Origin of the sequence: Streptomyces nodosus (assembly GCF_008704995.1) — a bacterium.
Lineage (GTDB): Bacteria > Actinomycetota > Actinomycetes > Streptomycetales > Streptomycetaceae > Streptomyces > Streptomyces nodosus.
In genome coordinates this window covers 4,686,137-4,699,671 of the sequence record NZ_CP023747.1, presented here as the reverse complement: position 1 = coordinate 4,699,671, position 13,535 = coordinate 4,686,137, and the positions used below count along the sequence as shown (strand labels likewise).

The window sequence follows — 13,535 nt, the reverse complement described above, 5'->3', positions numbered from 1 at the left end:
GCGGTTGCCGCCGCCCGGGGTCACGGTTTCGCCACGCTTCCTCAGCGCAGTCGGGCCTCTTCCTCGTCCTCCTCGTCGTCCGCGTCGTCCTCGCCGAGGACCCAGTCCGAGGAGTCCGGGTCGTACTCGGTCTCCTCGCTGCTCCAGGTCGCCTGGGCGAGCTCGATCCCCGGCACCTTGCCGAGCAGATCGGCCGGGTCGACCAGATAGGCGAGGGCCTCGGCGGTGTCCTCCGCCACCGCGCTCTCGGTGTAGGCTCGCTCGCCCTCGGGAAGATCCGGATCTTCGGCGATCCGGTGCAGTGCGGTCTTGGCGAGGGCCTCGGCGTCGGTGACCTCGACGACCAGCTCCATACGAAGCCGGACAAACTGTGATGTTTCAGGAGTGCTCATGGCGGGAGCGTACGGCCCCGAGGGGGCGCGGCTTTCCCGCGACCCGCGCCTTTCACTAGCATCGCCCCGCACGTCCAATTCGCAAGCGCCACAGGGGGATCGGTATTTCGTGTCCGCCGCACGTCGAACGACGTCCAGTACTCGCCGGACGTTGCTGACCGCCACCGCCGCGGGGACCCTGCTGGGGGCCCTGTGGTTCGTTCCGTCCGCCAATGCGACACCGGAGACGTCCGGGGAGAGCGCCCTGGCGTCCACACAGACATCCGTCGAAGGGGACACCGGCCAGCCGGACGTCCAGCTGGCCGACACGGGAAGTGTGGACACCACCCCCTATGTGGTGGGGGGCACGCTTCTGCTGTGCCTGGGCGCGGGCTTTGTGACGTACTCGGTGCGCAGGGAGCGGATGGATTTTTGATCCGCTTGACGATTCCTTGACGCAGATTTCACCGTCTGCCCGCCGTCACCGAGGGCGCACGAGCGGTGCACCCCGGTCCGGTCGGATCGGCCGACCTACGTCGTGGGGCCCTGCCGGACGGCAGGGCCCCACGACGTGTCTCCCGCACCCTTACCGCAGCGTCCCGGTGACGGTCTCCACCGCCACGACCAGCCCGCCGTTCCGCACGAAGGCGTCCGCGGCGGCCAGGTCAGGCGCCAGGAAGCGGTCCGGACCCGGCCCCTGGGCGCCCGCCGCTCGCAGGGCGTCGATCGCGGCCCGGGTCGCGGGGGCCGGGGCGAGGCCCTCGCGGAGCTCGACCGCACGGGCCGCGGTGTACAGCTCGATCGCCAGGACCCGGGTCAGGTTGTCCACCGCGGTGCGCAGCTTGCGCGCCGCCGACCAGCCCATCGAGACATGGTCCTCCTGCATCGCGGAGGACGGGATCGAGTCCGCGGAGGCCGGCACGGCCAGCCGCTTCATCTCGCTGACCAGCGCCGCCTGGGTGTACTGGGCGATCATCAGCCCCGAGTCGACACCGGCGTCGTCCGCGAGGAACGGCGGCAGCCCGTGCGAGCGGTTCTTGTCCAGCAGCCGGTCGGTGCGGCGCTCGGCGATCGAGGCCAGGTCCGCCGCCGCGATCGCCAGGAAGTCCAGTACATAGGCCACCGGCGCACCGTGGAAGTTGCCGTTCGACTCGACCCGGCCCTCTCCGGGCAGGACCACCGGATTGTCGACCGCGGAGGCCAGTTCGCGCTCGGCGACCAGCCGGGCGTGCGCCAGCGTGTCCCGGCCGGCACCCGCGACCTGCGGGGCGCAGCGCACCGAGTAGGCGTCCTGGACGCGCGGGGCGTCGTCCTGATGGTGGCCCGTCAGGCCCGAGCCGTTCAGCACGGCGAGCATATTGGCAGCCGAGGCGCCCTGCCCCGGGTGCGGGCGGATGGCGTGCAGCTCCGGCGCCAGCACCCGGTCCGTGCCCAGCAGCGCCTCCAGCGACAGCGCCGCGGTGACATCGGCCGAGGTGTACAGCCGCTCCAGGTCCGCCAGCGCCATGATCAGCATGCCGAGCATGCCGTCGGTGCCGTTGAGGAGGGCCAGCCCCTCCTTCTCGCGCAGCTCCACGGGGGCGAGGCCGTGCTCGGCGAGAAGGTCGGCCGCGGGCCGTACGACGCCGTCGGGGCCCTCCGCGTCGCCCTCGCCCATCAGCGCCAGGGCGCAGTGGGACAGCGGCGCAAGGTCTCCCGAGCAGCCGAGCGAACCGTACTCGTGCACGACCGGGGTGATGCCGGCGTTGAGGAGAGCGGCCATCGCCCGGGCGACCTCGGGGCGGACGCCGGTGTGCCCCGAGCAGACGGTCTTCAGCCGCAGGAACATCAGGGCGCGCACCACCTCGCGCTCCACCCTCGGGCCCATGCCGGCCGCGTGCGAGCGGACGATGTTGCGCTGCAACCGGGTGCGCAGCTCCTGACTGATGTGCCGGGTCGCCAGCGCACCGAAACCGGTGCTGACCCCATAGACCGGTTCCGGCTTGGCGGCCAGCGCCTCCACGATCTCGCGGGCCTCCGCGAGCGCCGCGAGAGCCTCCTCGGAGATCTCGACCCGGGCGCCCGCGCGCGCCACGGCAAGGACGTCGGACGCGGTGACCCCGGACGTCCCCACCACCACAGTGTGCATATCCATATTCAGGAGCGTACGCAGTGAATGCTCTGATGTCATCAGTGGACCGCCCCTCGACCCCTTACATGTGATCCGGGCCGGGGTCAGTGGCGTCCGCGGAAGCGCCGGCGCTCCCCGGCGGGCGGCGGCGCGTCGGCCAGCCGCACGACCGGGTCGTCCGGCCCCTCACGGCCCGCGACCACGGGCTTCGCGGCGCGCAGGGCCTTGGCCCGGTACTGGGCCGCGTCGGCGAGCCGGAACAGCCGACGGGCGGAGCGCACGGCACCGATCGGGTCCTCGGTGGAGGCGACCCCGCAGGCCACCCCGTCGCCGAGCTCCAGCTCCGCGGCCCGCCGGCAGATCTCGTCGGCGACCTTGACGACCTCGTCGGCGGACGGTCCGACCGCGAGCAGACAGAACTCGTCGCCGCCGAGACGGGCGACGAGGGCGCCGGGCAGCATGGCGCCGCACAGCGAGAGGACCGATCCGAAGCGCTCCAGCAGCCGGTCGCCCACGGCATGCCCCCGGGTGTCGTTGACCCGTTTGAGCCCGTTGAGATCGCAGACCACGAGGGAGACCGCGACCCCGTCGCCGCGGTGCCGCTCGACCGCCTCGTCCAGGCGTACGTCGACGGCCCGGCGGTTGGCGAGACCGGTGAGGGCGTCGGTGAAGGCGAGCCGATGGGCCTCCTCCAGGCGCTCGGACTGGGCGATCCCGGCGGCGACCACGGAGGCGAGGACGGTGGCGAAGTCGGCGTCGGCCTCGTCGAAGCCGGGGTCACCGGTCCGGCGGGCGACATACAGCTCGCCCCAGGCACGGCCGTGCAGCATCACGGGGGCCACCACACAACAGCCGCGCCCGCGGCGGCGCAGGGCGGCGACCCGCTGGTGGGAGTACCCGGCGTGCCCCGCGCCGGGGCCCCGCGCGGTCTCCACCCAGGCGCTCGGCCCGCCGCCGCCCGCCCAGCGCTCGTGCAGAAACTCGGTGATCTCCGGGAACTGGTGCACCGGATACGCCTCGCGCTCCGGGAACTCCTCCTCGCCGGGCGCGCGCTCCCCCACATTGACCAGGACCCGCAGCCGTCCGAGCTCGCGCTCCCACACGGAGAGCGCGGCGAAGCTCCCGGCCAGCGCGCGGCACGCGCCGAGCGCCGCGGCACGCCAGGAGTCCCGGGGGGTGTGCGCGGCGGCCATCCCCTGCGCCAGCGCCACCACGGCCCTCAGCCGACTGTCCTCACCCATCCCACCAGGCTAGAAACAAACAGGGCGATATGAGACATCAGTGCGGCGATCAGGGGTGTGCGTCATGTCACCGTCCGGGACGCGGCGCGGTGCCGGACGGTGATCGGGGGTGATCACTCTCCCGGCCAACGGGGGCTGCGCTTCTCGTTGAAGGCGGCCACCCCCTCGGCGCGGTCCCCCGAGAACGCCACCGAGCGCCAGGCCGCGTCCTCGACCTCGAGTCCGGTGCGCAGATCGAGCCCGTGCCCCAGCCGCAGGGCGCGCTTGGCGGCACGCAGACCCACCGGGGAGTTCGCCGCGATACGGCCCGCCAGAGCGAGCGCCTCCGTGCGGTCCTGCCCCTCCGCCACGAGGTCGTCGACCAGGCCCAGCTCCCGTGCCTCGGCCGCCTCCAGACGGCGCGCCGTGAAGATCAGCTCGGCCGCGCGTGCCGCACCCACCCGGCGGGGCAGCAGCTGGGTGCCGCCGCCGCCCGGGATCACTCCGACCGACACCTCGGGCAGCCCGAGCACCGCGGTGCGGTCCGCCACGATCAGATCGCAGGACAGCGCCAGCTCGAAGCCCCCGCCCAGCGCGAAGCCGTGCACCGCGGCGATCGTGGGCATCGGCAGCTCCAGGACCCCGGTGTAGGCGGCGCGCGCGACCGGGCGCTGACGCATCAGGTCGGCGTCCGTGAAGGAGTTCCGCTCCTTCAGGTCGGCACCCACACAGAACGCGCGCTCGTGCGTGGACGTCAGCACCGCCACCCGGACGTCCCGGTCGCCGGCCAGCTGGGCGCAGGCCTCGGCCACGGAGCGGGCCATCGCGGTGGACACCGCGTTCATCGCCTTGGGCCGGTCGAGCACCAGCTCCGCGACGTACTCGTGCCGCCGTACGACGACATGCTCACCGAACCGCCGCTCGTCGCCCTGCTCCGTCATGACACCCTCCCGGTTAACGCGGGTTAACTCCCGACGTCCCCGATCATCGCAGCCCGGGCGGCCCGGCGAAAGCGGTCGCGGAGGTCCGTCGGCTACGGGCCACTGGGGACCGCCCCTCCCCGTTCGGGTGATATCCGGGCCATCTCGCCCTCACTCACCCCCGATCGACACATAATCTGCCGATCGCTGGGGCGCATTCGGGGGGCGTGCGGGCACACCGGGGAGGGACTGCCATGACGACCGACACGGCCACCGCCGGAACCACCACGGAGCCGCCCGACACGGCGGGGCCCCGTTGGCACCGCCCCACGGGCCGGCACCGCAAGCCGCGCCGCCGGCGGATGGTCCTCGCCATCGGGGGCTTCGCCCTGGCCGCCGGGGCCCTGAGCCTGGTACGGCTGGCGTCCGAGTCAACGACCGGCGGGAGCGGGACCACGGAGGCCGAGCCCCGGATCCAGGCCACCCGCACGGCGGCCACGGCCGGCTCCCTGCCCGCCGAGGCTTCCGGGCATCCCGCCGCGAGCGCCCTCACGGAGGCGGCCGGCGGGCCCGGAGTCGCGCTGGACACGGCGGACCCGACGACGAGCCCGGCCACGAGCCCGTCACCGTCGGCCCCACCCGCCACCACCGCTGCCGACGGCACCCCCGAGGTTCCCTCGGCCCCGGCGACCACCTCCTCCAGGCATGAACCCTCCACCACCACGACACCCGCCGCACCGCCGGCACCCTCGGCGACGACGACCACACAGGCACCCGCCCCGGACCTGGACCCGGACCCGGCCCCGGGGGGCCTGTGCCTCCCGATCATCGGGCTGTGCGTCAATGTCGGTGTCGGTACGGACGGTTGAGCCGGATCATCGGACTGTGCGTCACCAGCAGCGGCAGTACAGGCGGTTGAGCAAGCCCCACGAGAAGACAGACCCGCGCACCTCACGGAACGAACCCAGGGCGGTGGGTGGGGGCAGAGGCTAGTGCCGCGGCAGGCAACGTTCGCCCCGTCGCGACGCCCGGCACGCCCTCTCGCTGCACCGGCCACAAGCCCAAGTACGTCCAGTACGAGGGCTTCCGGCCGGCACACCGAGAGCACGCACCGGACGCCGCTCCTTCACGGGCAAACGTTGCCTGCCGCGGCACTAGAGCGGTGTCTCGTCCCGGCGGTTCAGCAGCCAGGGTTCGATCACGCCGAGGCCCCGCACCGGGCGTTGCCACATCGGCTGGAGCGCGAAGCGGTACGAGGGTGCCTCCTCGCCCTCCTTCTCCGCGGCGGCCACGGCCTCGGCGGCCTGTGCCTCGGAGGCGGGCGCCTCGCCCATGCGGATCAGCTCCTCCGCGAGGGCACCGTCGACCAGCACCGCGTCCCGGGGCGCTATCGAGGTCAGCCTGCTCGCCAGGTTCACCGTCGTACCGAAGACATCGCCCATCCGGGTGGTCACCGTGCCGAAGGCGATGCCCACGCGCAGTTCCGGCATGGTCTCGTCGTTCGCCATCGTCTCGATGAGGCGGAGGGCGATCTCCGCGGCCGTACCGGCGTCGTCCGCCGCGTACAGCACCTCGTCGCCCAGCGTCTTGATGAGCCGCCCCCCGTGCGCGGCGACCAGATCGGCGGCGGTCGTCTCGAACGCCTCGACCAGCTCGCCGAGTTCCTCCTCCTCCAGCCGGCGCGTCAGGCGAGTGAAGCCCACCAGGTCCGCGAAGCCGACCGCGAGGCGGCGGTCGACCATCTCCTCGTCGTCCCCGGCCTGCACGACCCGGCCGGTCGCGGCGGCGAGCTGGCGCCGCCAGACATAGATCAGGAACTCCTCCAGCTCCGGCAGCAGCAGCTCGATCAGGGGGTAGGTCACCTCGGTACGGGTCATACCGGGCTCGGGGGGCTCGGTGAGACCCTCCAGGAAGGAGTCGATCTGCCACTCGGCCAGCCGGGCCGTGGTCTGCCCGGTCGAGCGGGCGACCTGCACCGCCATCGCCTCGCTCAGCAGGCCCGCCTCGACCAGACCCGCGAGCCGGCGCAGGGCCAGCACATCGGCTTCCGTGAGCGCCTTGGCCTGACCTATGTCGGCGAAGCCCATCGCCCGCCAGAAACGGGAGGCCAGCTCCATGGACACGCCCGCGCTGCGGGCCGCCTGGAAGGGGGTATAGCGGCGCTCGGCCCCCAGGATGAGCTGCTCCAGGCGGAGCGCCAAGGGGTTCTCCTCGGACTCGGCGCCTGCGTCCCGCCCGGGTTCAACGTCGGGGGCGGGAGGTACGCCCGAGCCCGAGCCCGTGTCGTCGACGGTCACGCGTGCTGCCCTTCCGATCTGCCACGGTCAGGTATCGACCGCGGTCAACTCTACGGCAGGTGTGCGGTAGCTCACTCCTCAGCTGCGGGACCTCGCGCACGGCCCCGGGACGACAGGGCCGGGACAACCGCCCTGGTGACAGGGGGGGACGGCCACCCGGAGGACCGGGCGGGCCGGCGCTCAGGCCGGCCGCAGATGCACGATGTCCCCCGCGCCGACCGGCTTCTGCACGCCCTCCCGCGTCGCCAGGACGATGCGGCCGTCTCCGTCGATCGCCACCGCCTCCCCGGTGATCGACGTGTCGCCCGGCAGCTCGGCCCGCACGAGTCGACCCAGCGTCGCACAGCCGGCCGCGTACGTCTCCTGGAGACCGCACGCCACCGGGTCCCCGGCCACGGCGCGCCAGCGGCCGTACCAGTCCTCCAGGGAGCGCAGCATCGCCCGCAGCAGCGTGTCGCGGTCCGTGGTGGGGGCGCCCGCCAGCGCGAGGGAACCCGCCGTGGGCACCGGAAGCTCGCTCTCCCGCAGCGTGACATTGAGGCCGATGCCGATCACCACACCGTCCTCGCCCGCCAGCTCCGCGAGGATCCCGCCGGCCTTGCGTTCCGCGCCGTCCACGGTGACCAGCACATCGTTGGGCCATTTGAGTGACAGGTCGACGCCCGCGGCCCGTGCGAGGCCCGTCGCCACGGCCACCCCGGTGAGCAGCGGCAGCCAGCCCCAGCGGTCGACGGGCACCTCCGCCGGCCGGAGCAGGAACGAGAAGAACAGCCCGGAGCGGGGAGGAGCCGTCCAGACCCGGTCGAGCCGCCCGCGCGCGGAGCTCTGTTCCTCGGCGACCAGGACGGTGCCCTCGGCGGCCTGCCCGGAGGCGGCACGGGCGACCAGGTCGGAGTTGGTGGACCCGGTGCGCTGCACCACGTCGACCGCGGTCCACAGCCCGCCCTCCCGCAGCAGCGCCCGGCGCAGCGCGGCGGCGTTCAGAGGCGGGCGGTCGAGGTCGGACCAACGGCTGCTGCCGCCGCCGGCGGAGCCGTGCGGCAGATCGTTCGCGTCTGAGGGGTCTCGCGGCTTCATGCAAGCCACCCTAGGTGTGGGAAACGCCGCACTGCCGATCGAGGGGCACAGCACTACGCTACGGATGAGTAACCGTTCGTTTCTCCAAGAATCCCCCCGCACCTCACCTCATGTCCCCCTGAGCAGGCAAGGGAGCCGCATCCCGATGTCCGAGCCGGCAGAGATCGATATTCACACCACCGCGGGCAAGCTGGCGGATTTCAGGCACCGCGTCCAGGAGGCGACGCACGCCGGCTCGGAGCGCGCCGTCGAGAAGCAGCACGCCAAGGGCAAGTTGACGGCCCGTGAGCGGATCGCGCTGCTGCTGGACGACGGGTCGTTCGTGGAGCTGGACGAGTTCGCCCGGCATCGCTCCACCAACTTCGGGCTGGAGCAGAACCGGCCGTACGGCGACGGCGTCGTCACCGGGTACGGGACCGTGGACGGCCGTCCCGTCGCCGTGTTCTCGCAGGACTTCACGGTCTTCGGCGGGGCGCTGGGCGAGGTCTACGGCCAGAAGATCGTCAAGGTGATGGACTTCGCCCTGAAGACGGGCTGTCCGGTCATCGGGATCAACGACTCCGGCGGCGCCCGTATCCAGGAGGGCGTGGCGTCGCTGGGCGCCTACGGGGAGATCTTCCGCCGCAACACCCATGCCTCCGGGGTGATCCCGCAGATCAGTCTGGTCGTCGGCCCCTGTGCGGGCGGTGCGGTGTACTCACCGGCGATCACCGACTTCACGGTGATGGTCGACCAGACCTCGCACATGTTCATCACCGGACCCGATGTGATCAAGACGGTCACCGGGGAGGACGTCGGCTTCGAGGAGCTGGGCGGCGCCCGCACCCACAACACCGCCTCCGGTGTGGCCCACCACATGGCCGGGGACGAGAAGGACGCCATCGAGTACATCAAGCAGCTGCTGTCGTATCTGCCGTCCAACAACCTCAGCGAGCCCCCGGTCTTCCCGGAGGAGGCGGACCTCGCCGTCAGCGACGAGGACCGCGAGCTGGACGCACTCGTCCCGGACAGTGCGAACCAGCCGTACGACATGCACACGGTGATCGAGCACATCCTGGACGACGAGGAGTTCTGCGAGACCCAGTCGCTGTTCGCGCCCAACATCCTCACCGGGTTCGGCCGGGTGGAGGGCCACCCGGTGGGCATCGTCGCCAACCAGCCGATGCAGTTCGCCGGGTGCCTCGACATCGACGCCAGCGAGAAGGCGGCGCGCTTCGTGCGCACCTGCGACGCCTTCAACGTGCCCGTGATCACCTTTGTGGACGTGCCCGGCTTCCTGCCCGGCGTGGACCAGGAGCACACCGGCATCATCCGCCGCGGCGCCAAGCTGATCTACGCCTATGCCGAGGCCACCGTCCCGCTGATCACGGTGATCACCCGCAAGGCCTTCGGCGGCGCCTACGACGTCATGGGCTCCAAGCACCTGGGCGCGGACCTCAACCTGGCCTGGCCGACCGCCCAGATCGCCGTGATGGGCGCACAGGGCGCGGTCAACATCCTGCACCGGCGCACCATCGGCGAGGCGGAGGATCCGGAGGCGACCCGCGCCCGGCTGATCCAGGAGTACGAGGACACCCTCCTCAACCCCTATGTCGCGGCCGAACGCGGCTACATCGACGCGGTGATCATGCCGTCCGACACCCGCCGCCACATCGTGCGGGGCCTGCGTCAACTGCGCACCAAACGGGAATCCCTGCCTCCGAAGAAGCACGGCAACATCCCTCTGTAACCCCCGGTCCCTGGGAGCGGACATGACGATCAAGGTCGTACGGGGCAATCCGACCCCGGAGGAGCTGGCCGCCGCACTGGCGGTGGTCCGCGCCCGCGCCGCAGCGGCGGCCGGCGCGCCGGCCGGTGCGGCGCGGCATCCGGACTCCTGGGCCGACCCGGCCCGTATCGCCGCCCGCCCGCTGCGCCGGCCGGGCCCGACGGCGTGGAGCCGCACCTACTGGCCCGGCTGACGGGCCCGTGCGGCGGCCCGCCCCGGCTTCGCGGGGCGGGCTCGCCCGGCCGAGTTGAGTACGCGTACTCAGGCGCCGGGGCGGCCGGAGGCGGACCATCGACCTCATGCTGTGGTCCGACCCCGAGAACGAGCCGCCGAAGGAACTCCGCGACACGCAGGACATGTTGCGGCGGCTCGGGGTCCTGATGGCACTGGCCATGGTGCTGGCGATGATCGTGATCGGCATCCGATGAGGTGCGCCGATACGCTGAGCCCATGACCGAAAAGCCGCGCCGCCGTCTTGTGCTCGCCTCCCAGTCCCCCGCCCGGCTCGGGCTGCTCCGCCAGGCCGGATTCGCGCCCGAGGTCGTGGTGAGCGGGGTCGACGAGGACGCCGTCAGCGCCCCCACCCCCGCGGAGCTCGCACTGGCGCTGGCCGAGGCGAAGGCCTCCGTCGTGGCGGCCAGACCGGAGAGCATGGGCGCGCTGGTGATCGGCTGCGACTCGGTGCTGGACCTGGACGGCGAGGCCCTCGGCAAGCCCGCGGACGCGGAGGAGGCGACGGCCCGCTGGAAGTCGATGCGGGGCCGGGCCGGCACGCTGCAGACCGGGCACTGCGTCTACGACACCCTCAGCGGCCGGTACGCGTCCGCCACCGCGTCCACGGTGGTCCGCTTCGGCGAGCCCACGGACGAGGAGATCGCCGCGTATGTCGCCTCCGGCGAACCGCTCTCCGTCGCCGGGGCGTTCACCCTCGACGGACGCTCGGCGCCCTTCATCGACGGCATCGACGGGGACCACGGCAATGTGATCGGGATCTCACTGCCGCTGATCCGCCGGCTGCTGGGCGAACTGGGCGTGGGCATCACCCAGTTGTGGGTGCCGCAGGAGCGGTGAGCGACGGCCGGCGGGGGCCTGTCGTTCGGCCGCACCCGGGATCCCCTCGCCCCGCGCGGTGCCCTCGTCCGGGGTGGGGCCGCCGGTCGCGGGGCGGGCGTCGGCCGGGCCCCCGGAGCCGTCGTAGGTCATCAGGGTGAGCACGATCAGCCCGAACACCACCATCAGGTACCCGAACGCCGGCCAGCCCAGCAGGCCCACCGTGAGGGCGCCGAGCAGACCGTGCACCACGGCCGCGCCGATCAGCAGGACGCGCCCGAGGCCGGAGGGGGAGCGGTCACGCACCGCGACCAGCAGGGCGGCGAGTGCGCACAGCACGAGATAGAGCCCGAGGACCACTCCGGCGGCCTTCGACGACGCCGACATCATGTCCGGGTCGAGCCCCGCCAGGGACATCTCCTGCCGGTCGACGACCACGCCCAGGAACCAGTTCAACAGGGCGATGCCGACCGCCTCCACCAGGAGGACGACGGCCACCGTCCAGGCCACCGGTCTGCGGATCAACGGCCTCCACCCACCCTCGTGCACCGCTCGGAGTCACTCCCGGTACGTCCGCGCGCCCTACGGCCGCCGCCTCTCGGGGAGGCTCCGGCACCTCCCGGTCGTCCCGGCATCGCGAACGCTACTAACGGGTAAACCTCGGGACAAGAGCCCGGGCGAAAGCAAAGAATCGTTGGGCCATTAGTAGGGACTCCACAAAGAAACACGAGCGTCGGCAGGACTACCTCATAGAGACCTCCGCCACGTCGGAGAGCTAGGGTTTTCCGGTGGGTTCCCGTGTACGGCGGTGCGACAAGGGATTTCACAGATTGAGTGAGCCTGGTTTCACGCTCCGTGTGGGCAAGCTCACCGCCGGGGACTAGTCGAAACCTCGTGTCGGCAGTCCCTAAACTCGGCTTGTTTCAAGGAGAGGGAGCCATCCGTGCGCAAGGTGTTGATCGCCAACCGTGGCGAAATCGCTGTCCGTGTCGCCCGGGCCTGTCGTGACGCCGGGATCGCGAGCGTGGCCGTCTACGCCGACCCGGACCGGGACGCCCTGCACGTCCGCGCCGCGGACGAGGCGTTCGCCCTGGGAGGAGACACGCCCGCCACCAGTTACCTGGACATCGACAAGGTCCTTCAGGCGGCCAAGGATTCCGGCGCGGACGCCATCCACCCCGGCTACGGTTTCCTCTCCGAGAACGCCGACTTCGCCCAGGCCGTCCTGGACGCCGGTCTGATCTGGATCGGCCCGCCGCCGCAGGCCATCCGCGATCTCGGTGACAAGGTCGCGGCCCGGCACATCGCGCAGCGCGCGGGTGCCCCCCTGGTCGCCGGTACGCCCGACCCGGTGTCCGGCGCCGACGAGGTCGTCACCTTCGCCGAGGAGCACGGCCTGCCGATCGCGATCAAGGCCGCCTTCGGCGGTGGCGGGCGCGGTCTGAAGGTGGCCCGCACCCTGGAGGAGATCCCCGAGCTGTACGAGTCGGCGGTCCGTGAGGCGGTCGCCGCCTTCGGCCGTGGCGAGTGCTTCGTGGAGCGCTATCTGGACCGGCCCCGGCACGTGGAGACACAGTGCCTGGCCGACCGGCACGGCAACGTCGTGGTGGTCTCCACCCGTGACTGCTCGCTGCAGCGGCGCCACCAGAAGCTGGTCGAGGAGGCCCCCGCGCCGTTCCTGTCGGACGGGCAGGTCGCCGAGCTGTACTCGGCGTCCAAGGCCATCCTCAAGGAGGCCGGCTATGTGGGCGCGGGCACGGTGGAGTTCCTGGTCGGCAACGACGGGACGATCTCCTTCCTGGAGGTCAACACCCGGCTCCAGGTCGAGCACCCGGTCACCGAGGAGGTCGCCGGCATCGACCTGGTCCGTGAGATGTTCCGTATCGCCGACGGCGAGGAACTGGGCTATGACGACCCCGAACTGCGCGGCCATTCCTTCGAGTTCCGGATCAACGGCGAGGACCCGGGCCGGGGCTTCCTGCCCGCCCCCGGCACGGTGACCGCGTTCGCTCCGCCGTCCGGCCCCGGTGTGCGGCTGGACGCGGGTGTGGAGTCGGGTTCGGTCATCGGCCCGGCGTGGGACTCCCTGCTGGCCAAGCTGATCGTGACGGGCCGCACCCGCAAGGAGGCTCTGGAGCGGGCCGCCCGCGCCCTGGACGAGTTCCAGGTCGAGGGGATGGCCACGGCGATCCCGTTCCACCGCGCGGTGGTCAGGGACACCGCGTTCGCGCCCGAACTGACCGGCTCCGAGGGCCCCTTCACGGTCCACACCCGCTGGATCGAGACCGAGTTCGTCAACGAGATCAAGCCGTTCGCGGCGGCCGCGGACGCGGAGGCCGAGGAGGACCCGGCGGGCCGTGAGACGGTCGTGGTCGAGGTCGGCGGCAAGCGTCTCGAGGTGTCGCTGCCCGCGTCGCTCGGTATGTCGCTGGCCCGTACGGGTCTGGCGGCGGGCGCCAAGCCGAAGCGGCGCGCGGCGAAGAAGTCCGGTCCCTCGGTCTCCGGCGACACCCTGGCCTCCCCGATGCAGGGCACGATCGTGAAGGTCGCGGTCGAGGAGGGCCAGGAGGTCCAGGAGGGCGACCTGGTCGTCGTCCTGGAGGCCATGAAGATGGAGCAGCCGCTCAACGCGCACCGAGCCGGCACGATCAAGGGCCTGACCGCGGAGGTCGGCGCCTCCCTCTCCTCCGGCGCCGCGATCTGCGAGATCAAGGACTGAACT

The 13,535-nt window shown here is 72.1% G+C and carries 14 protein-coding genes; 7 read left to right on the top strand and 7 right to left on the bottom strand.

From position 1 onward, the window contains the following. Positions 1–41: 41 nt before the first annotated feature. The gene (locus CP978_RS21280) at positions 42–392 is read right to left on the bottom strand and encodes a hypothetical protein (protein WP_052454225.1); all 351 of its coding nucleotides are present in this window, start codon (positions 390–392) and stop codon (positions 42–44) included. A gap of 109 nt (positions 393–501) precedes the next feature. On the opposite strand from CP978_RS21280, the gene CP978_RS21275 reads away from it, so the two are divergent. Next, a complete protein-coding gene (locus CP978_RS21275; protein WP_079162242.1) occupies positions 502–807 on the top strand; it encodes a hypothetical protein in 306 nt (101 codons plus the stop codon). Between the two features lie 150 nt (positions 808–957). Here CP978_RS21275 and hutH read toward each other — a convergent pair whose 3' ends face one another. From hutH to CP978_RS21260, 3 genes are all read right to left on the bottom strand, one after another. Beyond that, the gene (gene hutH, locus CP978_RS21270; RefSeq protein WP_043443360.1) at positions 958–2,499 is read right to left on the bottom strand and encodes a histidine ammonia-lyase; all 1,542 of its coding nucleotides are present in this window, start codon (positions 2,497–2,499) and stop codon (positions 958–960) included. Between the two features lie 86 nt (positions 2,500–2,585). Continuing rightward, a complete protein-coding gene (locus CP978_RS21265) occupies positions 2,586–3,722 on the bottom strand; it encodes a GGDEF domain-containing protein (protein ID WP_043443358.1) in 1,137 nt (378 codons plus the stop codon). Positions 3,723–3,835: 113 nt separating this feature from the next. Further along, on the bottom strand, positions 3,836–4,642 hold the full coding sequence (locus CP978_RS21260; RefSeq protein ID WP_150478272.1) for an enoyl-CoA hydratase/isomerase family protein: 807 nt from the start codon (positions 4,640–4,642) through the stop codon (positions 3,836–3,838). Positions 4,643–4,875: 233 nt separating this feature from the next. On the opposite strand from CP978_RS21260, the gene CP978_RS34960 reads away from it, so the two are divergent. After that, complete coding sequence (locus CP978_RS34960) at positions 4,876–5,490, top strand: hypothetical protein (protein WP_170307431.1); 615 nt, start codon at positions 4,876–4,878, stop codon at positions 5,488–5,490. Between the two features lie 285 nt (positions 5,491–5,775). On the opposite strand, the gene CP978_RS21250 is transcribed toward CP978_RS34960, so the two are convergent. Together CP978_RS21250 and CP978_RS21245 are read right to left on the bottom strand one after the other, a co-directional pair. Continuing rightward, positions 5,776–6,918: an adenylate/guanylate cyclase domain-containing protein gene (locus tag CP978_RS21250; RefSeq protein WP_043443354.1), complete on the bottom strand. Its 1,143-nt coding sequence runs from the start codon at positions 6,916–6,918 to the stop codon at positions 5,776–5,778. 180 nt (positions 6,919–7,098) lie between these two features. Beyond that, positions 7,099–7,995: a biotin--[acetyl-CoA-carboxylase] ligase gene (locus tag CP978_RS21245; protein ID WP_043443351.1), complete on the bottom strand. Its 897-nt coding sequence runs from the start codon at positions 7,993–7,995 to the stop codon at positions 7,099–7,101. 145 nt (positions 7,996–8,140) lie between these two features. On the opposite strand from CP978_RS21245, the gene CP978_RS21240 reads away from it, so the two are divergent. From CP978_RS21240 to CP978_RS21225, 4 genes are all read left to right on the top strand, one after another. Beyond that, entirely contained in the window at positions 8,141–9,724 is a 1,584-nt protein-coding gene (locus CP978_RS21240) for an acyl-CoA carboxylase subunit beta (protein WP_043443349.1), read from the top strand. A 22-nt stretch (positions 9,725–9,746) separates the two neighbouring features. After that, a complete protein-coding gene (locus CP978_RS21235; protein ID WP_150478271.1) occupies positions 9,747–9,956 on the top strand; it encodes an acyl-CoA carboxylase epsilon subunit in 210 nt (69 codons plus the stop codon). A gap of 106 nt (positions 9,957–10,062) precedes the next feature. Next, positions 10,063–10,191 carry a morphogenic membrane protein MmpB gene (gene mmpB, locus CP978_RS36120; protein WP_107070421.1) on the top strand — a complete coding sequence of 43 codons (129 nt, stop codon included), beginning with the start codon at positions 10,063–10,065 and terminating at the stop codon, positions 10,189–10,191. Between the two features lie 22 nt (positions 10,192–10,213). Next, a complete protein-coding gene (locus CP978_RS21225; protein WP_043443347.1) occupies positions 10,214–10,834 on the top strand; it encodes a Maf family protein in 621 nt (206 codons plus the stop codon). On the opposite strand, the gene CP978_RS21220 is transcribed toward CP978_RS21225, so the two are convergent. After that, complete coding sequence (locus CP978_RS21220) at positions 10,757–11,338, bottom strand: hypothetical protein (protein ID WP_221500952.1); 582 nt, start codon at positions 11,336–11,338, stop codon at positions 10,757–10,759. The two genes, CP978_RS21225 and CP978_RS21220, sit on opposite strands and share 78 nt — an antisense overlap. A gap of 418 nt (positions 11,339–11,756) precedes the next feature. Here CP978_RS21220 and CP978_RS21215 point away from each other — a divergent pair, with 418 nt between their 5' ends. Next, on the top strand, positions 11,757–13,532 hold the full coding sequence (locus tag CP978_RS21215) for an acetyl/propionyl/methylcrotonyl-CoA carboxylase subunit alpha (RefSeq protein ID WP_043443345.1): 1,776 nt from the start codon (positions 11,757–11,759) through the stop codon (positions 13,530–13,532). Positions 13,533–13,535 lie beyond the last annotated feature (3 nt).

What these genes read in the sequence shown, in the direction of transcription:
- CP978_RS21280 (WP_052454225.1), bottom strand. Translation starts at nt 392, where the DNA reads ATGAGCACTCCTGAAACATCACAGTTTGTCCGGCTTCGTATGGAGCTG.
- hutH (WP_043443360.1), bottom strand. Translation starts at nt 2,499, where the DNA reads ATGCACACTGTGGTGGTGGGGACGTCCGGGGTCACCGCGTCCGACGTC.
- CP978_RS21265 (WP_043443358.1), bottom strand. Translation starts at nt 3,722, where the DNA reads ATGGGTGAGGACAGTCGGCTGAGGGCCGTGGTGGCGCTGGCGCAGGGG.
- CP978_RS21260 (WP_150478272.1), bottom strand. Translation starts at nt 4,642, where the DNA reads ATGACGGAGCAGGGCGACGAGCGGCGGTTCGGTGAGCATGTCGTCGTA.
- CP978_RS34960 (WP_170307431.1), top strand. Translation starts at nt 4,876, where the DNA reads ATGACGACCGACACGGCCACCGCCGGAACCACCACGGAGCCGCCCGAC.
- CP978_RS21245 (WP_043443351.1), bottom strand. Translation starts at nt 7,995, where the DNA reads ATGAAGCCGCGAGACCCCTCAGACGCGAACGATCTGCCGCACGGCTCC.
- CP978_RS21240 (WP_043443349.1), top strand. Translation starts at nt 8,141, where the DNA reads ATGTCCGAGCCGGCAGAGATCGATATTCACACCACCGCGGGCAAGCTG.
- CP978_RS21235 (WP_150478271.1), top strand. Translation starts at nt 9,747, where the DNA reads ATGACGATCAAGGTCGTACGGGGCAATCCGACCCCGGAGGAGCTGGCC.
- mmpB (WP_107070421.1), top strand. Translation starts at nt 10,063, where the DNA reads ATGCTGTGGTCCGACCCCGAGAACGAGCCGCCGAAGGAACTCCGCGAC.
- CP978_RS21225 (WP_043443347.1), top strand. Translation starts at nt 10,214, where the DNA reads ATGACCGAAAAGCCGCGCCGCCGTCTTGTGCTCGCCTCCCAGTCCCCC.